The organism is Streptomyces coeruleofuscus (assembly GCF_039532725.1).
Taxonomy (GTDB): domain Bacteria; phylum Actinomycetota; class Actinomycetes; order Streptomycetales; family Streptomycetaceae; genus Streptomyces; species Streptomyces coeruleofuscus.
In genome coordinates this window covers 914,933-940,470 of record NZ_BAAASE010000001.1, presented here as the reverse complement: position 1 = coordinate 940,470, position 25,538 = coordinate 914,933, and the positions used below count along the sequence as shown (strand labels likewise).

Genomic DNA, 25,538 nt, shown 5'->3' with positions numbered 1-25,538 from the left:
CCCCGCGCGGCGGCGGACTCGGGGCCCTGGGCATCCCGCGCGGCGGCGGACTCGGGGCCCTGGGCATCCCGCGCGGCGGCGGACTCGGGGCCCTGGGCATCCCGCGCGGCGGCGGACTCGGGGCCCTGGGCATCCCGCGCGGCGGCGGACTCGGGGCCCTGGGCGTCCCGCGCGGCGGTGTCCCCGTGGGCTGGGGTGTCGTCCTGGGGGCCGTCGGTTCTCGCCGCCGGTGTGGTGCGGTGGTGGGTCATGGGGTGCTGCTCCCTTCAGGGGTGGTGGAGGGAGCGCCGTGGGGTGGCGCGGCCTGCTGGAGGGCCGGAGCAGGGTGCGGCGAGACCGTGGCCGCGGTCTGCTCGGCGTGGCGGAGGAACGGGAGGGAGTGTCCGGCGTAGTGGGGGCCGGCGTGGGAGTGGCGAGGCAGTTCGACGACGGTCAGGCCCTGGTAGCCGGTGGCGGCGAGGGCCGCCAGGACCGGTGGGAAGTCGATCTCCCCGTCCCCGAAGGGGAGGTGCTCGTGGACACCTCGTCGCATGTCCTCGATCTGGACATGACGCAGCCAGGGTGCGGCGGCGCGCACGCAGTCGGCGGGAGGGAGGGGTTCGAGGCACTGACAGTGGCCGATGTCGAGGGTGAGGCCGAGAGGTTCGGGGTCGCCGAGCATGCGGCGGAGGTGGTGGAAGTCGGCCAGGGTGGCGAGGAGGTGCCCCGGTTCGGGCTCGACGGCGAGCGGAACGCCGGCGGACGCGGCGGCGTCCAGGACGGGCGTCAGGGCCCCGGTGAGGCGCTTCCACGCGGTGTCCGTGTCGGTACCGTCCGGGACGATCCCGCTGAAGCAGTGGACCGCGTGGGCGCCGAGGTCGGCCGCGACCCGTACGGCCCGGAGGAGGAGGTCGGCACGGCGGGCCCGGTCGCCGGGGTCCGGGTCCAGCAGGGACGGACCGTGCTTGCGGCGCGGGTCGAGCACATAGCGGGCGCCCGTCTCCACCGTGACACCCAGTCCGAGCGCGGCCAGCCGGTGTGCGACCCGGCGGGTGCGGGCGGCGAGGTCCGGGGCGAGCGGGTCGAGGTGCATGTGGTCGAGGGTCAGTCCGACGCCGTCGTATCCGAGGTCGGCGAGAAGGGTGAGCGCGTCGTCGAGCCGGAGGTCGGCGAGACCGTTGGTGCCGTAGCCGAAGCGGAGGGAGGAGGGGGCCGGCTCTGCCGGAGTGGCTCGACTGGCGGAGGCTCGGGCATCGGAGCTCATGTGACGCTCACCTTCTTCCCGAACCTCGCTCCGAGTGGGGCGAGGGCCGCGATGAGGAGGGCGGTGGCCGTGCCCCGGGAGCGGGCGGTCAGGGTGGCCTGGAGGGGGATGGTCGCGCGGATGCCGGCGCCGACTGCTCGCTGGGTGAGGGGAGGTGAGGGATTGAGAGCGGCGTGGAAGTAGGGCCGGGCGGTGGTCGCGGCGTAGGCGGTCGCGAGGGCGGTGGTGAGGTGTGCCGCGCGCTGCCGACCCGGTTCAGGTCGTCGGGGATGGGCGGATCGCCGGCCCGGCGCGACGTGGGCGGCTGCTTCCCGGCGGTCTTCCGGAAGGCTCGCGAGGCGGTGCGTGACCAGGCGGGTCAGCAGGGCCGTCGTCGCGAGTGCCGCCAGCGGAGCCAGGGGTGAGCCGCCCCGGGCCTCCTGGCGGGAGACCGTCGTGACGGCCAGGGTGTGGGTGCCGAGGAGGGCGGCGGAGGGCAGTGCCCGGCAGGTACGGCCGGTCGTGGCCGCGGCTCCCAGGAGCAGGTCCAGTCCGCGGGCCGCGCCCATGGCTACGGGCCCGGCCGGGGTGTGCTTCAGGGTGAGGTCGTACGCCCACACGGTCGCCGCCAGGGGCGCGGCGACGGCCAGGGCCGGGCGGCCGGCGCGGGCGGCCAGGGCCAGTCCGGCGCCGGTGAGGGCACAGGCCGCCGTGAGCGCGGCGGCGGGGCGGATGCGGCCGGAGGGCAGGGGGCGGTGCGGGCGTTCGACGGCGTCCACCTCGCGGTCCGCCCAGTCGTTGAGGGCCATGCCGGCCTCGTACAGGCAGAGGGAGGAGCCGATGGCGAGCAGGGTGCGGGCGTTGGGCGGTGCGCCGGCCGCGGCCGTGCCGGCGAGTGCGTCGCCGGGCACGCTGATCAGGGCCGGGAGACGGAGGAGTTCGGCCCAGGCGCGTCCCCGTGCCGGGCGGCCCCCACAGCCGCAGGGCGTTGTGGCGCCGGCGTCCCCTTCCTGGAAGGTGTCACGCGTACTGCCCGAGCCTCCACAACGGCACTCGCGTCGCCTCACCGGAGGTCCCCCATCCCGTTGGTCCGCTCCTCCCGGCCGAGCTCGCGGCCCTCTCCGGCGCCCTGCCGGAGACCCGTGCCCTCCCCCGGGCCCGCCGCCCGAAGGCGCTGGGCGAAGCCGGTCAGTGCCTCGTACTGCTCGGCCAGGCCCGAGGGCGCGTCCCCCACCGGGTCCTTGAAGTAGAAGGCGAGGGCGTCGAGCGGGCCGGACAGGCCCGACTCGTGGGCACGGGCGGTCAGCCGGGCGAGGTCGAGGACGAGGGGTGCGGCCAGGGCGGAGTCGCAGCCCTGCCAGGTGGTCTGGAGGATCATGCGGGTGCCGAGGAAGCCGTCGAAGGCGATGTGGTCCCAGGCGGTCTTCCAGTCGCCGAGGGCGGGGACGTCGTCGATGTGGGTCTCGCCCTGGGGGGTGGTGCCGAGAGTGTCGGTGAGGACCCGTTCCTTGCCGGCATTCTTGGCCGCCGCGGCGGCAGGGTCGGCCAGGGCGGCGCCGTCGCCGCCGCCGAGCAGGTTCGTGCCGGACCAGGCGCGGACGGTCAGCGCCCGCTGGGCGAACATGGGGCCGAGCACCGAGCGCAGGAGGGTCTGGCCGGTCTTGCCGTCGCGGCCGGCGTACGGCAGGCCGCTGCGTTCGGCCTCGCGGGCGGCGGCGGGGTGGTGCATGCCCTCGGAGGGCGTGAAGTTGACGTAGGGGCAGCCCGCGCGCAGGGCCGCCAGCGCGTACAGGGTGCTGGCCGGCAGCGGTGCGTCGGGCCCCTGGCAGGCGGGTTCGGTGGAGGCGACGTTCACCACCACGGCCCGCTCCAGCTCATGTCGGTGGACGAAGTCGCGGATGTCGTCGGCGAAGGCCGTGATCAGTTCGGCCTCACTCCTGGTGTCCCCGGGAGTGGGGCCACCGGGCCTGATCTCCCGTTCGGCGGCGGTGAGTTCGGCGGCGACTGCGGTGGCGACGCCCGGCGGCAGGACGCCGCCGGCGGTCAGGGTCTCGGCGCGTTTGGGCAGGGGGCAGTCGACGGTGTCGTGGCCGCCGAAGACGAGGTCGGACAGCGCGGGCAGACCGCTGTCGGTGAACGCCGGTGTCTCGGTCACCATGCCGGTGGGCGGATGCAGTCCCGCGGCGACGGCGGCGCACCCCGTGACGACGGTGGTGGCGACGGAGCCGCGGGCTCCGATCAGCCACACCCCCACACGCGGTCGGGAGAGGGACGCGGACATGTGCAGCCTCCTGATCGTGCGCGAACCCGGGGGGAGGGACAGGAGACGGCGGGCGGGGGTCCGGCGTCCCCCGCCCGCCGCCGTTCAGTCGCCCTTGACGGGCAGTTCCTTCAACTGGATGTGGCGGAAGGAGACCTGGTCGTCGGCGCCATGGTTCTGGAGGCCGATGTAGCCGTCGGTCAGGCTCCGCTGCGGGTCCTTGTTGGTGAAGTCGTTGATCTTGACTCCGTTGAGGAACACCTGGAGGCGTTCGCCCTGGACCTTGATCTCGTAGGAGTTCCACTGGCCGGGTGGCCGCAGAACCTGGTCACGGGCCTTGATGTTCGCCGACTTGAACGAGTAGACGGAGCCCGTGGTGCGGTCGGCCGCGTCCGTGGCGTCGATCTGGATCTCGTAGCCCTTGTTCACCGCGGACCAGGGGTCGTCGGAAGCGGGGAAGCCCACGAAGATCCCGGAGTTGTCGTCGCCTCGCATCTTCCAGTCGAGCTTGAGGGAGTACGACTTCAGCTCCTTGGCCTGGTACCAGAGCAGGCCCATGCCGCCCTCGGACTCCATCACGCCGTCCTTGACGACGAACTTTCCGGGGCCGGCCTGCTTCCAGCCGTCCAGGGTCCGGCCGTTGAAGATCTTCCGGTAGTCCTTGCTCGGCTTGCAGTCCGCCTTCACCTGGCCGGTGGCGTACTGCAGGCCGCCGAGCAGATGGGCGCGGAAGGCCTCGTCGGCGTAGGACTCCTTGGTGTGGCCGCCGCCGGTGTAGAAGGACCGGCCGCCGCCGTAGCTCTGGCACCAGGCGATCGGGTGGTCGCCCTTCATGTTCCCGCCCTGGTAGGTGGTCTCGTCCAGGGTGGCGAGGACTTTGGCCTGCTCACGCGGGTTGGTGCGGTAGTTGTACCACTCGTCGGTGCGCTCCCAGGCGTCGCCCAGGTGCGCGGTGGAGGGGTGGTCGTGGTCCTCGACGCGGACGGTGGCCTTCTGGATGGCCGGGTGCGAGTCGAAGTAGGCGCCGACGAGGCCGCCGTAGAACTCCCAGTCGTACTCGGTGTCGGCGGCGGCGTGGATGCCCATGTAGCCGCCGCCGTTCTTCACGTAGTTCTCGAACGCCTTCTGCTGCTCGGCGTTGAGCACGTCACCGGTGGTGGACAGGAAGGCCACCGCGTCGTACTTGGCGAGGTTGGCCGTGGTGAACTGCTTCGCCTCCTCGGTGGCGTCGACCGTGATGCCGGCCGGCCCGCCGAGCTCCTTCAGCGCGGCGATGCCGGCCGGGATGGAGTCGTGGCGGAAGCCGGCGGTCTTGGAGAAGACCAGGACCTTCTTGCCGCCCTTGAACGGCTCCTTGGAGAACTCGAAGTCGTCCAGGTCGTACAGCGCGCCCGCGCCGCCCTTGAAGACCAGGTAGATGTCCGTGGTCTTCTTGGGCAGCGACCGCAGCGGCACGTCGACGTTCTGGAAGGTGTCCCAGCCGCCGGTCGGCGGGATGTACGCCGATCCGTGCAGCGGTCCGTCGGGCGAGCCGGTGCGCAGTTCGATGAAGCCGCCCTCGCCTCCGGAGGAGGCCCGCACGGTCATCTTCTTCTGTCCGTCGAACCGGTAGGGGCTGAAGGAGATCCAGTCGCCGTCGTCGATGTCGCCGACGGTCTTGCCGCCGTTGGCCCCGGTCTTCTCGATCACCGAGACGCCCGACTGGGTGGTGAAGTGCTCGCCCTGGCGGTGCAGCGGCTGGAGGACGGTGCGGGCGGTGCCGGTCAGGGCCTCCTGGCCGTTCGCCCCGCCGTCGGTGTAGCTGGCGCCGACGACGCCGTAGATGTCGGCGTTGGGGTCGTGGCCGCCGTCACCGGGGGGCGGCTTCAGGGTGCCCTCGCAGCCCATCTCGCTGGTCAGCTCGTGGGCGTGGGAGTCGTGGCCGAGGCTGTAGACGACCTTGACCTTGGAGCAGTCGACCGTCTCCTCGGGGTCGGTGACGGTCACCTTGAACGGGACGGGCTTGCCGAATTCGGCCAGGGTGCCGTTGCCGGGTACGTCGATCCTCACCTTGGGCTCGGTGTTGCCGACCACGATCCGGACGCTGGCGTTGCCGGTGTTGCCCTCGGGGTCCTTCGCGGTGAAGGTGGCGCTGTAGGTGCCGACCTTCTTGTACCTGTGCGTGGGGTTGAGGCCCTCGCCCTTGGTGCCGTCGCCGAAGTCCCAGCTGTAGGTGAGGTCCGGGGAGTCGGCGTCCTTGGCGGAGCCGGTGAACTTGACCTTCAGGCCGGCCGCCCCGGACGTCTTGTCGGCGCTCACCTCGGCGATCGGTGAGAAGCCGTCCTCGGCGTTCTCGATCCGGTACAGCGCGGAGTTCTCGTCCCCCTGGAACCAGGAAACGCCGTAGTCGAGGACGTAGAGCGCGCCGTCGGGGCCGAACTCCATGTCCATGATCTGGGTGCCGGTCCACGGGAATTCGTTGATCTTCGCCACGGAGCCGTCGTCGTTCTGCTCGATCCGCTTGATCCAGCGGCGGCCGAACTCACCCGCGAAGAAGTCGCCGTCGTACGCCTCGGGGAACTTCACGCTGGAGTCGAGCTCGGGGTCGTAGCGGTAGACCGGGCCGGCCATCGGGGACTCGGAGCCGTCGCCGAACTCGGGCAGGGAGCCGCCGTCGTACGGGATCCAGGCGGCCTGCGCGGGCGGCAGGTCGACCAGGCCCGTGTTGTACGGCGAGGTGTTCTTCGGGGCGGCGCAGTCGAACTTCTCGCCGGATTCCTTGGTGGCGAAGTCGTAGTCGACGTAGGCGTCGTTGTCGCCGGTGCAGAACGGCCAGCCGAAGTTGGCCGCCTTGGTCACCTTGGCGAACTCGACCTGTCCTGCCGGGCCGCGCTTGGGGTCGGCGGCGCCCGCGTCGGGGCCGTAGTCGCCGACGTACACGATGCCGGTCTTGTCGTCGACGCTCATCCGGAACGGGTTGCGGAAGCCCATCGCGTAGATCTCGGGACGGGTCTTCTCGGTGCCGGGGGCGAAGAGGTTGCCCTCCGGGACGGTGTACGAGCCGTCCCCGGCGACCTTGATGCGGAGGATCTTGCCGCGCAGGTCGTTGGTGTTGGCGGAGCTGCGGCGGGCGTCGAAGGCCGGGTTGCGGTTCGGCCGGTCGTCGATCGGCGTGTAGCCGTCGGAGGCGAAGGGGTTGGTGTCGTCGCCGGTCGACAGGTAGAGGTTGCCGTCCGCGTCGAAGTCGATGTCGCCGCCGACGTGGCAGCAGGTGCCGCGGGAGGCGGCGACGTCGAGGACCTTCTTCTCGCTGGCCATGTCCAGCGTGCCGTTGGCCTTGAGGACGAAGCGGGACAGGCGGTTGACGCCGTCGAACTTCTTGAAGTCCTCGGCGGTGCCGGTCTCCGGGGCGTCGCCCGCGGGAGTGTCGAGGGGCGGGGCGTAGTAGAGGTAGATCGCCCGGTTGTTCTTGAAGTCCGGGTCGATGCCGACGCCCTGGAGGCCTTCCTCGTCGTGGCTGTAGACGGGGATCTTGCCGGCGACCTTGGTGACGCCGCCCTGGTCGGTGAGGCGCAGCGTGCCGTCGCGCGAGGTGTGCAGGACGCTGCGGTCCGGGAGCACGGCGAGCGACATGGGCTCGCCCGTCTCGGGTTCGCCCTTGGCGAGCGGCACCTGCTGGAACTGGCCCTCTGCGGCGGCCGGTTCGTCCTGTTCCGCTTGGCCGGGTTGGGCCCCGGCGACGGTGGCAGGGGTTCCCACGGCCAGCAGCAGGCCGGTGAACAGGGCGACGGCGGTGCGAAGCCTGGGGCCTCTGGGGGTGCGGGTGCTTCTTGGTCTGGTTCTGTGCACGAAGTCCCTCCGGGAACGGGGTGGGCCGTACGGAACGGGTGCGAAGACGTGCGGTGCGGGCGCCGGGGTGCGCCGTCACCCCGGAAGTGCGTGTGTCCTGAACGCTTCAAGGAAGGTAACCGCGTCCGTCCGGGGCGAACACCCCTTGTACCAGGATCGGTTGAGCTTTCCCCCTGCACAGGACAAAGCAGGATCCGGGCAGGTCGGAGGGGGGACCGGCCGGTGGAACCGGTCCCCGTCCCGACCAGCGCCGGGTGCCTGGTTCAGCTGTTGAACGCGGCGTCGAAGGACGCGCTGGGCGGCTCGAAGTCGAAGGCCTTGAGGCGGGTCAGCGCCTCGGGCGCCCCCTGGAGCCGGTCCATGCCGGCGTCCTCCCACTCGACCGAGATCGGGCCCTGGTAGTCGATGGAGCGCAGCATCCGGAAGACGTCCTCCCAGGGGACGTCGCCGTGCCCGGCGGAGACGAAGTCCCAGCCGCGCCGGGGGTCGCCCCAGGGCAGGTGGGAGCCCAGCCGGCCGTTGCGTCCGTCGAGGCGCTTGCGGGCCTCCTTGCAGTCGACGTGGTAGATCCGGTCGCGGAAGTCCCAGAGGAAGCCGACCGGGTCGAGGTCCTGCCACACGAAGTGGCTCGGGTCGAAGTTGAGGCCGAAGGCGGGGCGCCGGTCGACGGCTTCGAGGGCCCTCTGCGTGGTCCAGTAGTCGTAGGCGATCTCGCTGGGGTGGACCTCGTGCGCGAACCGCACGCCCTCCGCGTCGAAGACGTCCAGGATCGGGTTCCAGCGGTCGGCGAAGTCCTGGTATCCGCGCTCGATCATCGCGTCGGGGGCGGGCGGGAACATGGCGACCAGGTGCCAGATGGCGGAGCCGGTGAATCCGATGACGGTGTCGACGCCGAAGGCGGCCGCGGCGCGCGCGGTGTCCTTGATGCGGTCCGCCGCCCGCTGCCGGACCCCTTCCGGGTCTCCGTCGCCCCACACCTCTCCCGGCAGGATCGCCTGGTGGCGTTCGTCGATGATGGCGTCGCAGACGGCCTGTCCGGCCAGGTGGTTGGAGATGGCCCAGCACTTGAGGCCGTACTTGTCGAGCAGCGCCCGGCGGCCGTCGAGGTACCCGGGGTCGGAGAGTGCCTTGTCGACTTCGAAGTGGTCGCCCCAGCAGGCGAGTTCGAGCCCGTCGTAGCCGAAGTCGCGGGCGAGCCGGCAGACCTCTTCCAGCGGCAGGTCGGCCCACTGGCCGGTGAACAGCGTGAACGTACGCGGCATGCGCGTCAGCCTCCTCAGGCCGCGATCGGCGTGTAGACGGAGTTCTTCTCGGCGCTCTCCTCCACGGCCGCGAGCACGCGCTGCACCTGGAGCCCGTCGGCGAAGGAGGGTTCGGGGCGGCGCCCCTCGGCGATGGCGTGGACGAGGTCGCGGGCCTGGTGGACGAAGGTGTGCTCGTAGCCGAGGCCGTGGCCCGGCGGCCACCAGGCGTCCAGGTAGGGGTGGTCGGGTTCGGTGACGAGGATGCGGCGGAAGCCCGCCTCCGCCGTGGGTGCGGTGCCGTCGTGGAAGGACAGCTCGTTGAGCCGTTCCAGGTCGAAGGCGAGCGACCCGCGCTCCCCGTTGAGTTCGATGCGCAGGGCGTTCTTGCGGCCGGTGGCGTAGCGGGTGGCCTCGAAGGAGGCGAGGGCGCCGGAGGGGAAGCGGGCCGTGAACAGGGCGGCGTCGTCCACGGTGACCTCCCCCGTGCCGGCGGCCGAGACGGCGGACAGGCCGCTGGTCGCGCCGGTGGGCAGGGGCCGCTGACGTACGAAGGTCTCCGTCAGTGCGGACACCCCCGCCAGCCGCTCCCCGACCAGGTACTGCGCGAGGTCGATGATGTGCGCGCCCAGGTCGCCGAGCGAGCCCGAGCCGGCCTGCTCCTTGCGCAGCCGCCAGGTCAGCGGGAACTCGGGGTCCACCAGCCAGTCCTGGAGGTATGTCACGCGGACGTGCCGGAGCCTGCCCAGGCGGCCCTCGGCGACCATGCGGCGGGCCAGGGCGGTGGCCGGCACCCGGCGGTAGTTGAAACCGACCATCGCCACCTGCCCGCGCCGGTGGGCCTCTTCGGCGGCCCGCACCATCGTCGTGGCTTCCTCGACGGTGTTGGCGAGGGGCTTCTCGCACAGGACGTGCTTGCCGGCCGCGAGGGCGGCGAGGGCGATCTCGGCGTGGCTGTCGCCGGGGGTGCAGATGTCGACGAGGTCGACGTCGTCGCGCTCGACGAGGGCACGCCAGTCGGTCTCGGTGGACGCCCAGCCGTGGCGGTCGGCCGCCGCCCGCACGGCGGCGGCGTCCCGGCCGCAGATCACGGCCTGCACGGGGTTCAGCGGCAGATCGAAGACACGGCCCGCGGTGCGCCAGCCCTGGGAGTGGGCGGCGCCCATGAAGGCGTAGCCCACCATCCCCACGCGCAGGGGTGGCTTGCCTGCCTCGGTCCCATCTGACTGCTGCTGCGGCTGTCCCATACGGGTGTCCTCCTCGTCGTGGTCGGGGTGGCGCACGTGGGGGGTGCGGGCGGAACCGGTCACCGGAAGCCGGTGGGCATGTACTGGTCGACGTTGGTCTTGTCGACGACGGCCGAGTAGAGGGTGATGGACGCGGGGATCTCGAACTCGGCCATGCCGCCGATGCCCTTGCCCTGGCCGAGGGCGCGGGCGAGGTCGATCGCGGACGCGGCCATGGTCGGCGGGTAGAGGACGGTCGCCTTCAGCACGCCGTTGTCCTGCTTGATGGCCTGGAAGGCGGACAGGGCGCCCGCGCCGCCGACCATCAGGAAGTCGTCGCGCCCGGCCTGCTCGATGGCGCGCAGCGCGCCCACGCCCTGGTCGTCGTCGTGGTTCCACAGCGCGTCGAACTTCGACTGCGCCTGGAGCAGCTGGGCCATCTTGGCCTGCCCGGACTCGACGGTGAACTCGGCGGCCTGACGGGCGACCTTCTTGATGTTGGGGTAGTTCTTCAGGGCGTCGTCGAAGCCCTGGGTGCGCTGCTTGGTCAGCTCCAGGTTGTCCAGGCCGGCCAGTTCGATGACGCGGGCGCCCGACTTGCCCTTGAGCTTCTCGCCGATGTAGTGGCCGGCGTTGAGGCCCATGCCGTAGTTGTCGCCGCCGATCCAGCAGCGGTACGCCTGCGGGGTGTTGAAGATCCGGTCGAGGTTGACGACCGGGATGCCCGCGCGCATCGCCTTCAGCCCGACCTGGGTGAGGGCCTTGCCGTCGGCCGGGAGCACGACCAGGACGTCGACCTTCTTGTTGATGAGGGTCTCGATCTGGCCGATCTGCTGGGCGGTGTCGTTGGAGCCCTCGGTGATCTCCAGGGTGACGTCGGAGTACTTCTCGGCCCGCTTCTTGGCGTTGTCGTTGATGGCGTTCAGCCAGCCGTGGTCGGCCTGCGGTCCGGCGAAGCCGATGGTGACCTGCTTGCCGGGCTTGTCGTCGGCGGCCGGCTGGTTGTCGCCCGCCGGCTCGTCCTTCGATTCGGACGGCTCGTTGCTGGTGCACCCCGTGAGGAGGGCACCGGCGGAGACGGCGGCGGCTCCGAAGAGCAGTCCTCTGCGGCTCGTGATCTCGGTCATGGCGGTGAACCCTTTCCTCAGGTCGTGCTCGCGGTACGGCGCTGGACCAGCACGGCGGCGACGATGATCGCGCCCTTGGTGATCTGCTGGACGTCGCTCTGCAGGTTGTTCAGGGCGAAGATGTTGGTGATCGTGAAGAAGATCAGGACGCCGAGGACGGAGCCGGTGATGGTGCCGCGGCCGCCGGTGAGCAGGGTGCCGCCGATGATGGCGGCGGCGATGGCGTCGAGTTCGTAGAGGTTGCCGTTGGTGTTCTGTCCGGAGCCGGACAGGACGATCAGCAGGAAGGCGGCGATGCCGCAGCACAGCCCGGACAGCAGGTAGAGGTAGAGCCGCTGGCGGCGGACGTCGATGCCGGCGAGCCGGGCGGCCTCCGGGTTGCCGCCGACGGCGACCGTGCGGCGGCCGAAGGTGGTGCGGTTGAGCACCAGCCAGCCGATGACGGTCACGACCGCGAAGACCAGGACCAGGGGCGGGATGCCGAGGACGTAGGCGTCGCGTTCGCCCAGGTCGAGGACGGACGGCACGGTCACGATCTGCGTCTTGCCGTCGGTGATCTGGAGCGCGAGGCCGCGGGCGGAGGCCAGCATGGCGAGGGTGGCGATGAACGGCACCATCGCGCCGTAGGCGATGAGCACCCCGTTGACCAGGCCGCAGCCGACTCCGACGATGAGCGCCGTGAAGAGGATGCCGGCGAAGCCGTACTCCTGGGTGGCGACCGTGGTCGCCCACACCGAGGCGAGCGCGACGATCGCGCCGACCGACAGGTCGATGCCGCCGGAGATGATGACGAAGGTCATGCCGACGGTGACGACGCCGACCACGGAGGCCTGGGTGAGGACCAGTTGCAGGTTGCGGGTGTCGAGGAACTCGTCGGGCTTGGTGATGCCGCCGACGAGGATCAGCACGGCGAGCACGCCGAGCAGGGAGAGGGTGCGGACGTCGGCGCGGGCCATCAGGCCGCGCCAGGCGGGGGGCTGGGCCTGGGGCACCTTGTCGGTGCGGCTGTCCCGCGGCGGGGAGACGGGCTGCGTCATGACGCCGGACTTCCTTCCATGACCAGGTCGAGTACGCGGTGTTCGTCGAGTTCGCGCGCGGGCGCCGTGTGGACGACACGGCCTTCCCGCAGCACCAGGACGCGGTCGGCGAGGCCGAGCACCTCCGGCACCTCGCTGGAGACCAGCAGCACGGCCAGACCTTCGTCGGCCAGCCGGCGGACGACCGCGTACAGTTCGGCGCGGGCGCCGACGTCGACGCCGCGGGTGGGTTCGTCGAGCAGCAGCACCCGGCAGCCGCGCAGCAGCCAGCGGGCCAGGACGGCCTTCTGCTGGTTGCCGCCGGACAGGGTGCGCACGGGCACCGACGGGTTGTCGGGCCTGAGCGACAACTCGCGGGTCGCGGCCCGGGCGGCGCCGAGTTCGGCGCCCCGGTCGATCCAGCCGCCGCGCGAGAAGCGGGACATGGAGGAGACCGACACGTTGCGGGTGACGGACTCCAGCATCAGCAGGGCCTGCGCCTTGCGTTCCTCGGGGGCGAGCCCGAGTCCGGCCCGGACGGCGGCCCGGACGCTGCCCGGCTTCAAGGGCTTGCCGTCCACCAGCACCTGACCGGACGTCGGTTTCCTGGCGCCGTAGACGGTCTCCAGGATCTCGGATCGGCCCGAGCCGACGAGTCCGGCCAGGCCGACGATCTCGCCCGGCCGGACCTCCAGGTCGAGGGGTTCGAACTCCCCGGCGCGGGACAGGCCCCGGACGGTGAGCACCGGTTCGCCGGGCGGCGGGGAGACGGGCCGGTCGGGAAAGACGTACTCGACGTTGCGGCCCGTCATCAGCGCGACGACCTCGCGGGTGGGGGTCGTCTTCGCGGGCAGTCCGTTCGCCACGGCCCGCCCGTCCTTGAGCACGGTCACCCGGTCGCCGATGCGGCGGATCTCCTCCAGGCGGTGCGAGATGTAGACGACGGCGACACCTGCGGCGGTCAGGTCGCCGACGATGCGGAAGAGGTTGTCGACCTCGTCCGGGTCGAGGGCGGCGGACGGTTCGTCCATCACGATGAGCCGCACGTCGTGGGAGAGAGCCCGGGCCATGGACACGATCTGCTGCTGCGCCGCGGACAGCTCCCCGACGAGCCGGGCCGGATCGATCTCCGGGTGCCCGAGTCGCTTGAGCAGGGCGGATGTCGACTCCTTCGCGGCCTTCCCCCGGACGACGAACCCGGCGGTGGTCGGCTCGTGGCCCAGGTGGACGTTCTCGGCGACCGACAGGTGCTCCACCAGGTCGAGTTCCTGGTAGATGGTGGCGATGCCGAGGCGCATGGCGGCGATCGGAGAGCGGAGTGTGACCGCCTCGCCGCGCCAGCGGATCTCGCCGGTGTCGGGCTGGTGGGCGCCGGCCAGGACCTTGATGAGGGTCGATTTCCCGGCGCCGTTCTGGCCGAGCAGGCAGTGCACCTCTCCGGCCTGGACGTCGAGGTCGACGCCGTCGAGGGCCCGGACTCCGGGGAACGACTTGGTGATGCCGGACATGGTGAGCAGCGGTGGTTCTGGTGCCATGCGGATTCCCCTTGGCGGGCGTGCGGGCCGGTTGCAGGGCGCTGTTCGGGCAGGCGTGTTCGAGGCAGGGCGGAGCAGGAAGCTGTGCTGGTGAGCCGTGCTGTCGAGAAGGACTACGCGGGTGAGAACAGGTGGTCGCTGATGAGCCGGGCCGCGCCGATGACTCCGGCGGCGGGTCCCAACTCGCCCAGGACGATGGGCAGGTTGCCGGTCGCGAGGGGCAGCGACTGGCGGTAGACCTGGGTGCGGATCGCGGCGAGCAGGGTGTGGCCGAGGCCGGTCACCCCGCCGCCGATCACCACCAGGCCCGGGTTGAAGAAGCTGACCAGGCCGGCGATGACCTGGCCGGTGCGGTTGCCGCCCTCGCGGATCAGGTCGAGCGCGGTGGCGTCGCCGGCGGCGGCCGCGGCGGCGACGTCGACGGCGGTGAGCCCGCCGTTGGTCTCCAGCCGCGAGGCCAGTTCGGCGGAGAGCCCCTGCTGGGCGGCCTCCGTGGCGTCACGGGCGAGGGCCGCCCCGCTGAAGTGGGCCTCCAGGCAGCCCCGGTTGCCGCAGGCGCAGGGGCGGCCGTCGGGCACGGCCTGGATGTGCCCGATGTCGCCGGCGCTGCCCGTCGTACCGCGGTAGACCTCACCGCCGACGACGATGCCGCAGCCGATGCCCGTGCCGATCTTGACGCAGAGGAAGTCGGCGACGGTGCGGGCGACACCCGCGTGCTGCTCCCCCATCGCCATGAGGTTCACGTCGTTGTCGACCATGACCGGGCAGCCGAGTTCCTGGCTGAGCGCCTCCCGCACGGGGAAGCCGTCCCAGCCCGGCATGATCGGCGGGGCCACCGGGATGCCCTCGGGGAAGCGGACCGGGCCCGGGACGCCGATGCCGGCGCCGTCGAATCCTTCCGCGAGCCCCGAGGCCTTCAGCTTGGCGGCCATGGCCAGGACCTGCTCGAAGACCGCGACCGGGCCTTCTCGCACGTCCATGGGGTGGTTGATGTGCCCGAGCGTCTCCAGTTCGGCGTTGGTGACGGCGACGTCGACCGAGGTCGCGCCGATGTCGACGCCGAGGAAGCGCAGCCCGGGGTTGAGCCGGATGTTGTGGGAGCGGCGGCCACCGCGCGAGGCGGCGAGTCCGTCGGCCACGACCAGCCCCGTCTCCAGCAGCCGGTCCACCTCCACGGCGAGCTTGGACCGTGAGAGGTCGACCTGGTCACCCAGCTGGGCGCGGGAGTTGGGGCCGCCGTCGCGCAGCAGCTTGAGCAGTCGGGCCTGGTGGGCGTTCCCGGGTCGTGCGGTCATACGTCTCACGAGCCCCTCCCCGCCTCAATCGGCCTGTGCGCGCCGGTTTTCCGCCACATCAGTGGCTTGCTTTCGGAGGGAACGTAGCAGCGGCTGCCGAAGGTGGGAAGAAGTCGCGCAGGAATTGCCCTCTACTTTTTCCACTCACAGGACAAAGGCGCGGTGCTGTCTGCCTTACCTCCCAGGTAATGGACCGTCAGAGCGGCCCGGGTCAGGGTGGCATCAGTCCTGGTCACCCCAGAGGGAGGTCCCGCATGACCGGCACCCCTGCTCCCGAATCACTGCTGAAGGCGGTGCCCTTCGCCGACGGGCTGGGCATCGCTCTGGAGGAGGCCGCCCCCGCCCGGGTCAGGGTCGCGCTGCCCTGGGCCGCGGAGTTGTGCACGGTGGGCGGCGCCCTGCACGGCGGTGCTCTGATGACGCTCGCCGACACGGCCGGCGCGGTCTGCGCGTTCCTCAACCTGCCGCCCGGCGCGAGCACCTCGACCGTGGAGTCGAAGACGAACTTCTTCCGCGCCGTGCGGTCCGGCACCGTCCACGCCGAGGCACGACCCGTGCACGTGGGGCGCTCCCACATCGCCGTGCGGACGGACCTGCGCGACGAGGACGGCACCCTGGTGGGTCAGACGACGCAGACCCAGGCGGTGCTGACGGCCGGCTGAGGCCCAGGGGGCTGGCCGCAAAGTCCCGTCGTCCGCCCGGAGGGCGGGCCCTGCGGCGGGCGTCGCGGGGCAGGCGGGACTTTGCGGGACACCCCCTAGGAACGCGCCCGCGCGTGGTACGAGCGCCTCGTGTGCTCCGTGTGTTCGCGCATCAGGCGGGTGGCCAGCTGTTCGTCGCGGTCGGTGATCGCGGCGATGAGCGCGCGGTGTTCGATCCAGGACTGGTGGCCCCGCTGCCGGGCGACCGGCGTGTAGTACCAGCGGACGCGGCGGTCGACCTGGGCGGCCAGTTCGGCGAGGACGGCGTTGCCTGCGAGCTCCATGACCTTCGCGTGGAAGCGGGCGTTCATGGCGACGGCCCCGTCCACGTCGTCCGCCTCGACGGCCTTCTCGCCCTCCGCGCACAACGCTTCCAGCGCGGCGATGCCGGCGCTGTCCGCGCCCGCCGCGGCGAGCCGGGCCGCCTCGGCCTCCAGGAGCGTACGGACCGTGAGGAGCTGGTCGGCCTCCTCCTCCGTAGGCTCGTGCACGAACGCGCCCTGGGCGGGCCGCAGATCGACCCACCCCTCGGTGTTGAGCCGCTGCAACGCCTCGCGCACCGGCTGCCGGGAGACCCCCAGATGCCCCGCGAGCTCGCTCTCCACGAGGTGCTGGCCGGGCTGGAGGGCGCGGGTGGTGATGAGTTCGAGCAGTGCCTCGTAGACGCGGTCGCGCAGCGGACCCGGGCGTTCCAGCTTGGGTACCGCCCCCTGGGGCAGTCCTGTCGACAGCATCGCGGTCCCCCTCCTCGGCAGGGCCGTGCACAGCGCGGCGGAAGCCGGTGTCGCCACAGACTCAGTATCGATTGTCTTTCGTCTACAGTCTACGGCGCACAAGAGCCAGGGCTTCGGGGAGTTGACCGCGTCACACCACAAGGGGGGCTCACGGGCAGCGGACGACCTGCCCGGCGTAGGACAGGTTCCCGCCGAAGCCGAACAGCAGGACCGGGTCGCCCGCGTCGACCGCACCCTGCTCGACCAGCTTCGACAGGGCGAGCGGGATGCTCGCGGCCGACGTGTTGCCGGACTCCGTGACATCGCGCGCGACGACCGCGTTCACGGCGCCGATCTTCTCCGCGAGGGGTTCGATGATGCGCAGGTTGGCCTGATGCAGTACGACCGCCGCGAGGTCGGCCGGCTCCAGCCCGGCCCGCTCGCACGCCCGTCGCGCGATGGGCGGCAGCTGGGTCGTCGCCCAGCGGTAGACGCTCTGCCCCTCCTGCGCGAAACGCGGCGGCGTGCCCTCGATCCGCACCGCGTTCCCCATCTCGGGCACCGAGCCCCACAGCACCGGCCCGATGCCGGGCTCGTCGGCGGCCTCCACGACCGCGGCCCCGGCCCCGTCGCCGACGAGCACGCAGGTCGTGCGGTCGCTCCAGTCGGTCACCTCGGACATCTTGTCGGCCCCGATGACCAGGGCCCGGCTCGAGCCCCCGGCGCGGACGGCGTGGTCGGCGGTGGCCAGGGCATGGGTGAAGCCGGCGCACACGACGTTGAGGTCCATCGTGGCGGCCTGCGGAATGCCGAGCCGGGAGGCGACCCGGGCGGCCGTGTTGGGCGAGCGGTCGACGGCGGTGGAGGTGGCGACCAGCACCAGGTCGATGTCGGCGGGGGCCAGCCCGGCCGCCGCGAGGGCCTTGGCGGCGGCGTGGGCGGCCAGCTCGTCGACGGGTTCGTCGGGGCCGGCGATGTGGCGCGTGCTGATGCCCACCCGGCTCCTGATCCACTCGTCACTGGTGTCGACCATGCCCGCCAGGTCCTCGTTGGTGAGTACCTTGGCGGGCTGGTAGTGGCCGACGGCGGCGATGCGCGAGCCGTTCATGTGGGCGGTCCCCCTCGTGGAAACTTGGGTAGCGGGATCCACCAGTCTGATCAGTGACTCGCGGGTACGGCGGCAGCCAAGACGACAGGAAACAGGTGCCCCCGTTGTCAGCTTCGGTCAGGACCTCGGACGACCGAGCACCTGTCGCACGTCTAGCCCGTGAAGAGCTGCGTCGCTTTCCGGACGAGTTCGTACAGCCCGTAGGCGAGCGGCACGCCCACCCACACCCAGGCGAAGGCGATCAGCCACCGCCGGTCCGGGCTAGGCGGACTCTGGCTGCTGTCGCTGGACATGGGCGGCCTCCTTCGGTGCCGGGACATGATGACGCGGGTGGACGGGCCGGACGAGTTCGTTGGCGACGAAGCCGACGACGAGCAGCCCGATCATGATGACGAACGACATTCCGTACAGGGACGCGCCGTGCCGGCCGGCCTCCTCCTGCCGGTCGGCGATCCAGTTCACGATCAGTGGTCCGAGCACCCCGGCCGTGGACCAGGCGGTGAGCAGCCGCCCGTGGATGGCGCCCACCTGGTACGTGCCGAACAGGTCCTTCAGGTACGCCGGAACGGTCGCGAAGCCGCCGCCGTAGAAGGACAGGATCACCAGTGCGCACAGGACGAACAGGGGCTTGGAGGAGTCGCCGAACAGGGCGATGAGCGCGTACATCAGCGCGCCGACGCCCAGGTAGACGCGGTAGATGTTCTTGCGGCCGATCAGGTCGGACGTCGAGGACCAGGCGATGCGTCCCGCCATGTTCGCCGCCGACAGCAGCGCGACGAAGCCGGCGGCGGCCGTCACCGACACGGGCGTGGAGGTGTCCGCGAAGAAGTCCGTGATCATCGGGGCGGCCTTCTCCAGGATGCCGATGCCGGCGGTGACGTTCATGCAGAGCACGATCCACAGGCACCAGAACTGCGGGGTGCGGATGGCCCGGTTCGCTGAGACCTGCGGGCCGGCGAGGACGCTCGGCCCGCTGTCCACCGGCTTCTCCGTGCGCGGCACCCGCACCAGCAGCACGCCGAGCAGCATGAAGACCGCGTACGTCAGCCCGTGCACCAGGAAGGCCAGCGCGATCCCGGAGCTGTCGGCGCCGAACGACTTCAGCATCTGCGCGGACCACGGCGAGGCGATGAGCGCGCCGCCCCCGAAGCCCATGATGGCGATGCCGGTGGCCATGCCGGGCCGGTCCGGGAACCACTTGATCAAGGTGGAGACCGGTGAGATGTAGCCGATGCCGAGGCCGATGCCGCCGACGAAGCCGTAGCCGAGGACGATCAGCCAGTACTGCTCGGTGGCCGCGCCCAGCGCGGAGAGCAGGAAGCCGGACGAGAAGCAGACCAGGGCGACGGTCATCGCCCAGCGCGGCCCGTTGCGCTCGACGAGCGTGCCGCCGAACGCGGCGGACAGGCCCAGCATGACGATGCCCAGCTGGAAGGGCAGCGCGCTCTGCGTGCCGCTGAGGCCGAGCGCGGACTCCAGGGGCGGCTTGAACACGCTCCAGGCGTAGGCCTGGCCGATGGAGAGATGTACGGAGAGAGCGGCGGGCGGAACGAGCCAGCGGCTCCAGCCCGGGGGCGCGACTGGGGGACTCATGAACCCGGAACGGTAGGCAGTCGCAGGGGGGTTGAGAAGGCGGCGCGTCGACCGTATGCGGTGAGCGGTATCCAGCATGCGACGAACGGTCGTCGCACGGACCCTTGCTGACCCAACGTCCATACTGTAGACAATATTTCGTCGACACAAGCTGGCACCGGCGTGAGCCGGCCACTCGGCAGTCACCTCCGCGGTATCCCTCAAACCGAACGGAGTGTTCCCGTGAAAGTCGCAGTTCTCGGCGCCGGTGCCATCGGCGCCTACGTCGGCGCCGCGCTCCACCGCGCGGGTGCCGATGTGCATCTCATCGCCCGTGGACCGCACTTGGCGGCCATGAGGCAGCACGGAGTCCGGGTGCGCAGCCCTCGCGGCGACTTCACCGCGCACCCCCACGCGACCGACGACCCGGCCGAAGTCGGCCCGGCCGACTACGTCTTCCTGGGCCTGAAGGCCAACGCGTACGCGGCGTGCGGGCCGCTGATCGCGCCGTTGCTGGGCGACACGACGGCGGTCGTGGCCGCCCAGAACGGCATCCCCTGGTGGTACTTCCACCGGCACGGCGGCCCCTACGACGGCCACCGCGTCGAGAGCGTGGACCCGGACGGCGCGGTCAGTGCGGTGCTCGCGCCCGAACGGGCCGTCGGATGTGTCGTCTACGCGGCGACCGAGCTCGAAGGGCCGGGCGTCGTACGGCACTTGGAGGGCACGCGGTTCTCCGTCGGCGAGCCGGACCGCAGCGTGTCCACGCGGTGCGTGGCGTTCAGCGAGGCCATGCAGGCGGGCGGGCTGAAGTGTCCGGTCGAACCGGAGCTGCGGGGCGACATCTGGGTCAAGCTGCTCGGCAACATCTCCTTCAACCCGATCAGCGCGCTGGCCCGCGCGACCATGCGGCAGATGTGCCTGCACGGCGGCACCCGCAGGGTCATCGAGATCATGATGACCGAGACGCTCGCGGTCGCGAACGCCCTCGGCTGCGAGGTCGGCGTCTCCGTCGAGCGCCGGCTCGCGGGCGCCGAGCGGGTCGGCGACCACCGGACCTCCACGCTCCAGGACCTGGAGCGCGGCAAACCGCTCGAACTCGACGTACTCCTCGCGGCGGTCGTCGAGCTGGCGGACATCACCGGCGTGGAGGTGCCCACCCTGCGCACCGTGCACGCCATCTCGGACCTGCTCGCGCTGAGGAGCGCCGCATGAGCAAACGCGACCGAAGCCCGAAGACCTACACCCGGCTCACCCACCCGCTGGTCAGGGACTCGCGCGACGAGCCCTTCCGCCGGGCCACCTGGGAGGAGGCCCTGGACCGGGCCGCCCGGGGACTGGCCCGCAACCGGGGCGCGTTCGGCATGTTCTCCTGCGCCCGGGCGACGAACGAGATGAACTACGTGGCCCAGAAGTTCGCCCGGGTCGTCATGGGCACCAACAACGTCGACTCCTGCAACCGCACCTGCCACGCCCCGAGCGTGGCGGGCCTGTCGGCGGCGTTCGGCTCGGGCGGCGGGACGTCGTCGTACGAGGAGATCGAGCACACCGACGTCATCGTGATGTGGGGCTCCAACGCCCGCTTCGCGCACCCGATCTTCTTCCAGCACGTGCTGAAGGGGATCCGGAACGGCGCCCGGATGTACGCGGTCGATCCGCGCCGGACCTCGACCGCCGAGTGGGCGGAGAGCTGGCTGGGCCTCAACGTCGGCACCGACATCCCGATGGCGCACGCGATCGGCCGCGAGATCATCCACGCGGGCCTCGCGAACGAGGCGTTCATCGCGCGGGCGACCACCGGCTTCGAGGAGTACAGGGCGCTGGTCGAGCCGTGGACGCTGTCGCTCGCCGAGAAGGTGACGGGCGTACCGGCGGCCGCCATCCGCGAGCTGGCGCACGCCTACGCCCGCGCCGAGCGCGCCCAGCTCTGCTGGACCCTCGGCATCACCGAGCACCACAACGGCACCGACAACGTCCGCGCCCTGATCAACCTGTCCCTGCTCACCGGGCACGTCGGCCGCTACGGCGCCGGCCTGCAACCCCTGCGCGGGCAGAACAACGTGCAGGGCGGCGGCGACATGGGCGCGATCCCCAACCGCCTGCCCGGATTCCAGGACATCCTCGACCCGGACACCCGGCTGAAGTTCGAGTCCGCCTGGGACACCGTCATCCAGCCCCACTACGGGCTGAACCTCACGGAGATGTTCGAGGCCATGGAGGACGGCACCCTCAAGGCCGTCTACTGCGTCGGCGAGAACCCGGCCCAGTCGGAGGCCGACAGCGAGCAGGCCGTACGGCGTCTGAAGGCCCTCGACTTCCTCGTCGTACAGGACATCTTCCTCACCAAGACGGCGGAGCTCGCGGACGTCGTCCTGCCGGCCACGGCCGGCTGGGCGGAGACCGACGGCACGACGACCAACAGTGAGCGGCGCGTGCAGCGCGTCCGCAAGGCCGTCACCCCGCCCGGCGAGGCCCGTGAGGACATCGACATCATGTGCGACCTCGCGGCCCGCCTCGGCCACGACTGGAAGTACGCCGACGCCGAGACCGTGTGGAACGAGCTCAGGTCGGTCTCGCCCGACCACTACGGCATGACGTACGAGCGTCTGGAGGAGCACCAGGGCATCCAGTGGCCGTGCCCGGGCACGGACCGGCTCGAACCGACCTATCTGCACGGCCGGTTGTGGGAGCCGGACCCGGAACGGCGCGGTCGGCCGGCACCCTTCGGGATCGTGCAGCACGACCCGCCCGTGGACCTCACCGACGAGGAGTACCCGATCCGGCTCACCACCGGTCGGCGGCTCGACTCGTACAACACCGGTGTGCAGAGCGGCGGTTACTCCTCGCCGCTGCGGCGCGGCGAGTACATCGAACTGTGCCCTGAGGACGCCGAGCGCTACGGGGTGGTGGTCGGCGAGCAGGTCCGGGTCACCTCGCGGCGCGGGTCGGTGACCGCGCCCGTGTGGGTGGACACCGCGCTGCGGCCCGGGCTCGCCTTCATGACCATGCACTTCCCGGACGAGGTGGACACCAACGCGCTGACGATCGAGGCGAACTGCCCGATCGCGGGGACGGCGGAGTTCAAGGCGTCGGCGATCCGGATCGAGAAGCTGCCCGTCGCGACCATCGTGAGGTGACGTAAGTGGACCTGCACTTCGGCGACAGCAAACCGACGGACGACGAACGGGCGGCCGTCGACGCCCTGCTCGGGCCTCCGGAGTCCTCCTGGGAGGGCGCCGACCGCTCCGACGCGGATCTGAGGTGGGCCCGCGGCGGGCGCGAGGCCCGGGACCGCCGCGACCTGCTGTTGCCGGGGCTGCACGCGATCAACGACCGGGTCGGCTGGATCAGCGACGGCGCCCTCGACTACCTGTGCCGGCGGCTGACGGTGCCGCCGGCGGAGGCGTACGGGGTCGCCACCTTCTACGCCATGTTCTCCGTGAAGCCGCGTCCGGCGACCGTGCTGCACGTGTGCACGGACCTGGCGTGCGCGGCGGCCGGGGCGCCGGAGCTGTGCGCGGGGATCGAGGAGCGGCTGGGCCCGGGCAGCGGGGTCGCGGTCGAGCGCAGCCCCTGCCTCGGCCTGTGCGAACGCGCCCCGGCCGTGCTCGCGATCAGGGCCGGGGACCCGGTCCGGACGGCGGTGTCGGCACCGGCGACCGTCGAGGAAGCCGTCCTCGCGGCGAGCGCCCCCGATTCGGCGCCGGAGGAGCCCCCGGCCGCGCTCGCGGTGCCCCAGGCCGGACAGGACGGTCTGATGCTGCTGCACCGCGTCGGCGTGGTCGACCCGGCGTCCCTGGACGACTACCGCGCCCACGGCGGCTACACCGCCCTGCGCCGGGCCTTCGAGCTGGGTCCCGCCGGAGTCATCCGCGAGGTGACCGACTCGGGCCTGGCCGGGCGCGGCGGCGCGGCCTTCCCGACCGGCCGCAAGTGGCAGGCCACGGCGTCCCAGCCGGACCGTCCGCACTACCTCGTCTGCAACGCCGACGAGTCCGAGCCGGGCACCTTCAAGGACCGCGTGCTCATGGAAGGGGACCCGTACGCGCTGGTCGAGGCCATGACGATCGCCGGGTACGCGACGGGCGCCCACAAGGGCTACCTCTACCTGCGCGGCGAGTACCCGCGCGCCCTGTACCTCCTTGAGCACGCGATCGCGCAGGCACGCGCGCGTGGACTGCTCGGCGACGACGTCCTCGGCCAGGGCTACGCCTTCGACATCGAGATCCGGCGCGGTGCGGGCGCCTACATCTGCGGTGAGGAGACGGCCCTGTTCAACTCCATCGAGGGCTACAGGGGCGAGCCCCGCTCGAAGCCGCCGTTCCCCGTGGAGAAGGGCCTGTTCGGCAAGCCGACGGTCGAGAACAACGTCGAGACGCTGGTCAACGTGCTGCCGATCCTGACGAGGGGCGCCCCGGCGTACGCGGCGATCGGCACGGGCAGGTCCACCGGGCCGAAGCTGTTCTGCGTGTCGGGGAGTGTGGAGCGGCCGGGCGTCTACGAGCTGCCGTTCGGTGCGACGCTGGGCGACCTGCTCACCCTGGCCGGGGTGCGGGACGGGCTGCGGGCGGTGCTGCTCGGCGGGGCGGCGGGCGGTTTCGTGCGGGCCGACGAGCTGGACATCCCGCTCACCTTCGAAGGGACACGGGAGGCGGGCACGACGCTCGGCTCGGGGGTCGTGATGGCCTTCGACGACAGCGTGCCCCTCCCCCGGCTGCTGCTGCGCATCGCGGAGTTCTTCCGCGACGAGTCGTGCGGGCAGTGCGTGCCCTGCCGGGTCGGGACCGTGCGGCAGGAGGAGGCGCTGCACCGGATCGTGGAGCGCACCGGCGCCGCCGCCGCCGGGGACATCGCCCTGCTCAGGGAGGTCGGCCGCGCGATGCGGGACGCCTCGATCTGCGGTCTCGGGCAGACCGCCTGGAACGCCGTGGAATCCGCCATCGACCGTCTGGGGGCGTACGAATGACCGTCACACCGCTGGGGATCCCGCGCCGCATGCTGGAATTCACGATCGACGGGGAGGAGGCCAGGGTCCCCGAGGGCTCGACGATCCTCGACGCCTGCCGGGCGGCCGGGAAGGACATCCCGACCCTGTGCGAGGGCGACACCCTGCGGCCGAAGAACGCCTGCCGGGTCTGTGTCGTCGAGGTCGAGGGGGCGCGCACCCTGGTCCCGGCCTGCTCCCGCGAGGCCGAGCCGGGCATGGAGGTCCGCACCGACACCGAGCGCGCCCGGCACAGCCGGAAGATCGTCCTCGAACTGCTCGCCTCCTCGGTCGACCTGTCGACGACACCGCGGGTCGCCGAGTGGCTCAAGGAGTACGAGGCGAAGCCCGACCGCTTCGGCCCGGACGCGGCCCGCCTCAACGAGGAACCGAAGGTCGACAACGACCTGTACGTCCGCGAGTACGACAAGTGCATCCTCTGCTACAAGTGCGTCGACGCCTGCGGCGACCAGTGGCAGAACACCTTCGCGATCTCGGTCGCCGGGCGCGGTTTCGACGCCCGGATCGCCGTGGAGCACGACGCCCCGCTGACCGACTCGGCGTGCGTGTACTGCGGGAACTGCATCGAGGTGTGCCCGACGGGCGCGCTGTCCTTCAAGTCCGAGTTCGACATGCGCGCGGCGGGTACGTGGGACGAGTCGCGGCAGACGGAGACGACCACGGTGTGCGCGTACTGCGGAGTGGGCTGCAACCTGACGCTGCACGTGCAGGACAATGAGATCGTGAAGGTCACCTCGCCGCACGACAACCCGGTGACCCACGGCAACCTCTGCATCAAGGGCCGCTTCGGCTACCAGCACGTACAGAACCGGGGCTGATCAGGACATGGGACGAGTCACGGAACGACGCAAGGTGCTCCGCATCCGCGACGGGGCGGTCTCCAGCCGTCCGGACACGCTCGTCGCCGAGGAGCCCCTGGAGATCCGGCTGAACGGCAAGCCCCTGGCGATCACCATGCGCACGCCGGGTGACGACTTCGCGCTGGCGGCGGGCTTCCTGGTGAGCGAGGGGGTGCTGGGCGGGCAGCAGGACCTCCGGAACATCGTCTACTGCGCCGGGGCCACGGCCGACGGCTCGAACACGTACAACGTGGTCGACGTGCAGACGGCCCCCGAGGTGGTGATCCCGGACATCACGCTGGAGCGGAACGTCTACACGACGTCCTCCTGCGGTCTGTGCGGCAAGGCGTCGCTGGACGCGGTGCGCACCACGGCCCGCTGGCCCATCGCCGACACTCCCCCGGTCCGGGTCACGCCCGAGCTGCTCGCGAGCCTGCCCGACCGGCTGCGCGCGGCCCAGCGGGTCTTCGACCGCACCGGGGGCCTGCACGCGGCGGCCCTCTTCTCGCAGGAGGGCGAGCTGCTGGACGTCCGGGAGGACGTGGGCCGCCACAACGCGGTCGACAAGCTGGTCGGCCGCGCCCTGCAGAACGGCGACCTGCCCCTCTCGCGGACGATCCTGCTCGTCTCGGGCCGGGCCTCCTTCGAGCTGGCGCAGAAGGCCGTGATGGCCGGTATGCCGGTCCTGGCGGCGGTGTCGGCCCCGTCCTCGCTGGCGGTGGACCTGGCCGCCGAGACGGGCCTGACGCTGGTGGGCTTCCTGCGGGGCAGCTCCATGAACGTGTACGCGGGTGAGGACCGTATCGCCCTGCGGGCCGCGGCCGCCCAGGGCTGAGCAGGTTCCCCCGCG

20 protein-coding genes and 1 pseudogene are annotated in these 25,538 nt (G+C 71.6%); 6 read left to right on the top strand and 15 right to left on the bottom strand.

Annotated features, from left to right (window positions below):
• The 11 genes and pseudogenes from ABFX81_RS04075 to ABFX81_RS04025 form a co-directional block, all read right to left on the bottom strand.
• A pseudogene (locus ABFX81_RS04075) lies at positions 1–251 on the bottom strand (hypothetical protein); the annotation flags it as partial.
• The gene (locus ABFX81_RS04070; protein WP_086846109.1) at positions 248–1,243 is read right to left on the bottom strand and encodes a TIM barrel protein; all 996 of its coding nucleotides are present in this window, start codon (positions 1,241–1,243) and stop codon (positions 248–250) included. The gene ABFX81_RS04070 and the pseudogene ABFX81_RS04075, both read right to left, overlap by 4 nt.
• The gene (locus ABFX81_RS04065) at positions 1,240–2,289 is read right to left on the bottom strand and encodes an SCO3242 family prenyltransferase (RefSeq protein ID WP_086846113.1); all 1,050 of its coding nucleotides are present in this window, start codon (positions 2,287–2,289) and stop codon (positions 1,240–1,242) included. The genes ABFX81_RS04070 and ABFX81_RS04065 overlap by 4 nt, the downstream gene beginning before the upstream one ends.
• Complete coding sequence (locus tag ABFX81_RS04060) at positions 2,286–3,503, bottom strand: inositol-3-phosphate synthase (RefSeq protein ID WP_086846115.1); 1,218 nt, start codon at positions 3,501–3,503, stop codon at positions 2,286–2,288. Before ABFX81_RS04060 ends, ABFX81_RS04065 begins: the two co-directional genes overlap by 4 nt.
• A gap of 84 nt (positions 3,504–3,587) precedes the next feature.
• The gene (locus tag ABFX81_RS04055; protein ID WP_086846117.1) at positions 3,588–7,310 is read right to left on the bottom strand and encodes a ThuA domain-containing protein; all 3,723 of its coding nucleotides are present in this window, start codon (positions 7,308–7,310) and stop codon (positions 3,588–3,590) included.
• A gap of 263 nt (positions 7,311–7,573) precedes the next feature.
• Complete coding sequence (locus tag ABFX81_RS04050) at positions 7,574–8,572, bottom strand: TIM barrel protein (RefSeq protein ID WP_086846119.1); 999 nt, start codon at positions 8,570–8,572, stop codon at positions 7,574–7,576.
• Positions 8,573–8,586: 14 nt separating this feature from the next.
• Positions 8,587–9,798, bottom strand: a complete 1,212-nt coding sequence (locus ABFX81_RS04045; protein ID WP_086846165.1) for a Gfo/Idh/MocA family protein — start codon at positions 9,796–9,798, stop codon at positions 8,587–8,589.
• A gap of 59 nt (positions 9,799–9,857) precedes the next feature.
• Positions 9,858–10,904 carry a substrate-binding domain-containing protein gene (locus tag ABFX81_RS04040; RefSeq protein WP_086846121.1) on the bottom strand — a complete coding sequence of 349 codons (1,047 nt, stop codon included), beginning with the start codon at positions 10,902–10,904 and terminating at the stop codon, positions 9,858–9,860.
• 17 nt (positions 10,905–10,921) lie between these two features.
• Entirely contained in the window at positions 10,922–11,941 is a 1,020-nt protein-coding gene (locus tag ABFX81_RS04035; protein WP_086846123.1) for an ABC transporter permease subunit, read from the bottom strand.
• Positions 11,938–13,455 carry an ATP-binding cassette domain-containing protein gene (locus ABFX81_RS04030; protein ID WP_086846125.1) on the bottom strand — a complete coding sequence of 506 codons (1,518 nt, stop codon included), beginning with the start codon at positions 13,453–13,455 and terminating at the stop codon, positions 11,938–11,940. The genes ABFX81_RS04035 and ABFX81_RS04030 overlap by 4 nt, the downstream gene beginning before the upstream one ends.
• 113 nt (positions 13,456–13,568) lie before the next feature.
• Positions 13,569–14,750 carry an ROK family transcriptional regulator gene (locus tag ABFX81_RS04025; RefSeq protein ID WP_059419725.1) on the bottom strand — a complete coding sequence of 394 codons (1,182 nt, stop codon included), beginning with the start codon at positions 14,748–14,750 and terminating at the stop codon, positions 13,569–13,571.
• Positions 14,751–15,004: 254 nt separating this feature from the next.
• Here ABFX81_RS04025 and ABFX81_RS04020 point away from each other — a divergent pair, with 254 nt between their 5' ends.
• Positions 15,005–15,412, top strand: a complete 408-nt coding sequence (locus ABFX81_RS04020) for a hotdog fold thioesterase (protein WP_086846128.1) — start codon at positions 15,005–15,007, stop codon at positions 15,410–15,412.
• A 95-nt stretch (positions 15,413–15,507) separates the two neighbouring features.
• Here ABFX81_RS04020 and ABFX81_RS04015 read toward each other — a convergent pair whose 3' ends face one another.
• The 4 genes from ABFX81_RS04015 to ABFX81_RS04000 all read right to left on the bottom strand — a co-directional run bounded on the left by ABFX81_RS04015 (position 15,508) and on the right by ABFX81_RS04000 (position 18,865).
• Positions 15,508–16,185, bottom strand: a complete 678-nt coding sequence (locus ABFX81_RS04015; RefSeq protein WP_086846130.1) for a GntR family transcriptional regulator — start codon at positions 16,183–16,185, stop codon at positions 15,508–15,510.
• Between the two features lie 148 nt (positions 16,186–16,333).
• Positions 16,334–17,272, bottom strand: a complete 939-nt coding sequence (locus ABFX81_RS04010; protein ID WP_086846134.1) for a beta-ketoacyl-ACP synthase 3 — start codon at positions 17,270–17,272, stop codon at positions 16,334–16,336.
• Between the two features lie 152 nt (positions 17,273–17,424).
• Complete coding sequence (locus ABFX81_RS04005; RefSeq protein WP_010045941.1) at positions 17,425–17,565, bottom strand: MFS transporter small subunit; 141 nt, start codon at positions 17,563–17,565, stop codon at positions 17,425–17,427.
• Positions 17,534–18,865, bottom strand: coding sequence for an MFS transporter (locus ABFX81_RS04000; RefSeq protein WP_086846136.1), 1,332 nt, complete (start codon positions 18,863–18,865; stop codon positions 17,534–17,536). Before ABFX81_RS04000 ends, ABFX81_RS04005 begins: the two co-directional genes overlap by 32 nt.
• Before the next feature lie 222 nt (positions 18,866–19,087).
• Here ABFX81_RS04000 and ABFX81_RS03995 point away from each other — a divergent pair, with 222 nt between their 5' ends.
• The 5 genes from ABFX81_RS03995 to fdhD are packed head-to-tail and all read left to right on the top strand — an operon-like array spanning position 19,088 to position 25,523.
• On the top strand, positions 19,088–20,059 hold the full coding sequence (locus ABFX81_RS03995; RefSeq protein ID WP_086846138.1) for a 2-dehydropantoate 2-reductase: 972 nt from the start codon (positions 19,088–19,090) through the stop codon (positions 20,057–20,059).
• On the top strand, positions 20,056–21,981 hold the full coding sequence (locus ABFX81_RS03990) for a molybdopterin-dependent oxidoreductase (protein WP_086846141.1): 1,926 nt from the start codon (positions 20,056–20,058) through the stop codon (positions 21,979–21,981). The genes ABFX81_RS03995 and ABFX81_RS03990 overlap by 4 nt, the downstream gene beginning before the upstream one ends.
• Positions 21,982–21,986: 5 nt before the next feature.
• Positions 21,987–23,810 (top strand): NAD(P)H-dependent oxidoreductase subunit E, encoded by a 1,824-nt coding sequence (locus ABFX81_RS03985; RefSeq protein WP_086846143.1) that lies wholly within the window; start codon positions 21,987–21,989, stop codon positions 23,808–23,810.
• Entirely contained in the window at positions 23,807–24,667 is an 861-nt protein-coding gene (locus ABFX81_RS03980) for a 2Fe-2S iron-sulfur cluster-binding protein (RefSeq protein ID WP_086846145.1), read from the top strand. The genes ABFX81_RS03985 and ABFX81_RS03980 overlap by 4 nt, the downstream gene beginning before the upstream one ends.
• A 7-nt stretch (positions 24,668–24,674) precedes the next feature.
• The gene (gene fdhD / locus ABFX81_RS03975) at positions 24,675–25,523 is read left to right on the top strand and encodes a formate dehydrogenase accessory sulfurtransferase FdhD (protein WP_086846146.1); all 849 of its coding nucleotides are present in this window, start codon (positions 24,675–24,677) and stop codon (positions 25,521–25,523) included.
• Positions 25,524–25,538 lie beyond the last annotated feature (15 nt).

What these genes read in the sequence shown, in the direction of transcription:
- ABFX81_RS04070 (WP_086846109.1), bottom strand. Translation starts at nt 1,243, where the DNA reads ATGAGCTCCGATGCCCGAGCCTCCGCCAGTCGAGCCACTCCGGCAGAG.
- ABFX81_RS04060 (WP_086846115.1), bottom strand. Translation starts at nt 3,503, where the DNA reads ATGTCCGCGTCCCTCTCCCGACCGCGTGTGGGGGTGTGGCTGATCGGA.
- ABFX81_RS04050 (WP_086846119.1), bottom strand. Translation starts at nt 8,572, where the DNA reads ATGCCGCGTACGTTCACGCTGTTCACCGGCCAGTGGGCCGACCTGCCG.
- ABFX81_RS04045 (WP_086846165.1), bottom strand. Translation starts at nt 9,798, where the DNA reads ATGGGACAGCCGCAGCAGCAGTCAGATGGGACCGAGGCAGGCAAGCCA.
- ABFX81_RS04040 (WP_086846121.1), bottom strand. Translation starts at nt 10,904, where the DNA reads ATGACCGAGATCACGAGCCGCAGAGGACTGCTCTTCGGAGCCGCCGCC.
- ABFX81_RS04035 (WP_086846123.1), bottom strand. Translation starts at nt 11,941, where the DNA reads ATGACGCAGCCCGTCTCCCCGCCGCGGGACAGCCGCACCGACAAGGTG.
- ABFX81_RS04030 (WP_086846125.1), bottom strand. Translation starts at nt 13,455, where the DNA reads ATGGCACCAGAACCACCGCTGCTCACCATGTCCGGCATCACCAAGTCG.
- ABFX81_RS04025 (WP_059419725.1), bottom strand. Translation starts at nt 14,750, where the DNA reads ATGACCGCACGACCCGGGAACGCCCACCAGGCCCGACTGCTCAAGCTG.
- ABFX81_RS04020 (WP_086846128.1), top strand. Translation starts at nt 15,005, where the DNA reads ATGACCGGCACCCCTGCTCCCGAATCACTGCTGAAGGCGGTGCCCTTC.
- ABFX81_RS04015 (WP_086846130.1), bottom strand. Translation starts at nt 16,185, where the DNA reads ATGCTGTCGACAGGACTGCCCCAGGGGGCGGTACCCAAGCTGGAACGC.
- ABFX81_RS04010 (WP_086846134.1), bottom strand. Translation starts at nt 17,272, where the DNA reads ATGAACGGCTCGCGCATCGCCGCCGTCGGCCACTACCAGCCCGCCAAG.
- ABFX81_RS04005 (WP_010045941.1), bottom strand. Translation starts at nt 17,565, where the DNA reads ATGTCCAGCGACAGCAGCCAGAGTCCGCCTAGCCCGGACCGGCGGTGG.
- ABFX81_RS04000 (WP_086846136.1), bottom strand. Translation starts at nt 18,865, where the DNA reads ATGAGTCCCCCAGTCGCGCCCCCGGGCTGGAGCCGCTGGCTCGTTCCG.
- ABFX81_RS03990 (WP_086846141.1), top strand. Translation starts at nt 20,056, where the DNA reads ATGAGCAAACGCGACCGAAGCCCGAAGACCTACACCCGGCTCACCCAC.
- ABFX81_RS03980 (WP_086846145.1), top strand. Translation starts at nt 23,807, where the DNA reads ATGACCGTCACACCGCTGGGGATCCCGCGCCGCATGCTGGAATTCACG.
- fdhD (WP_086846146.1), top strand. Translation starts at nt 24,675, where the DNA reads ATGGGACGAGTCACGGAACGACGCAAGGTGCTCCGCATCCGCGACGGG.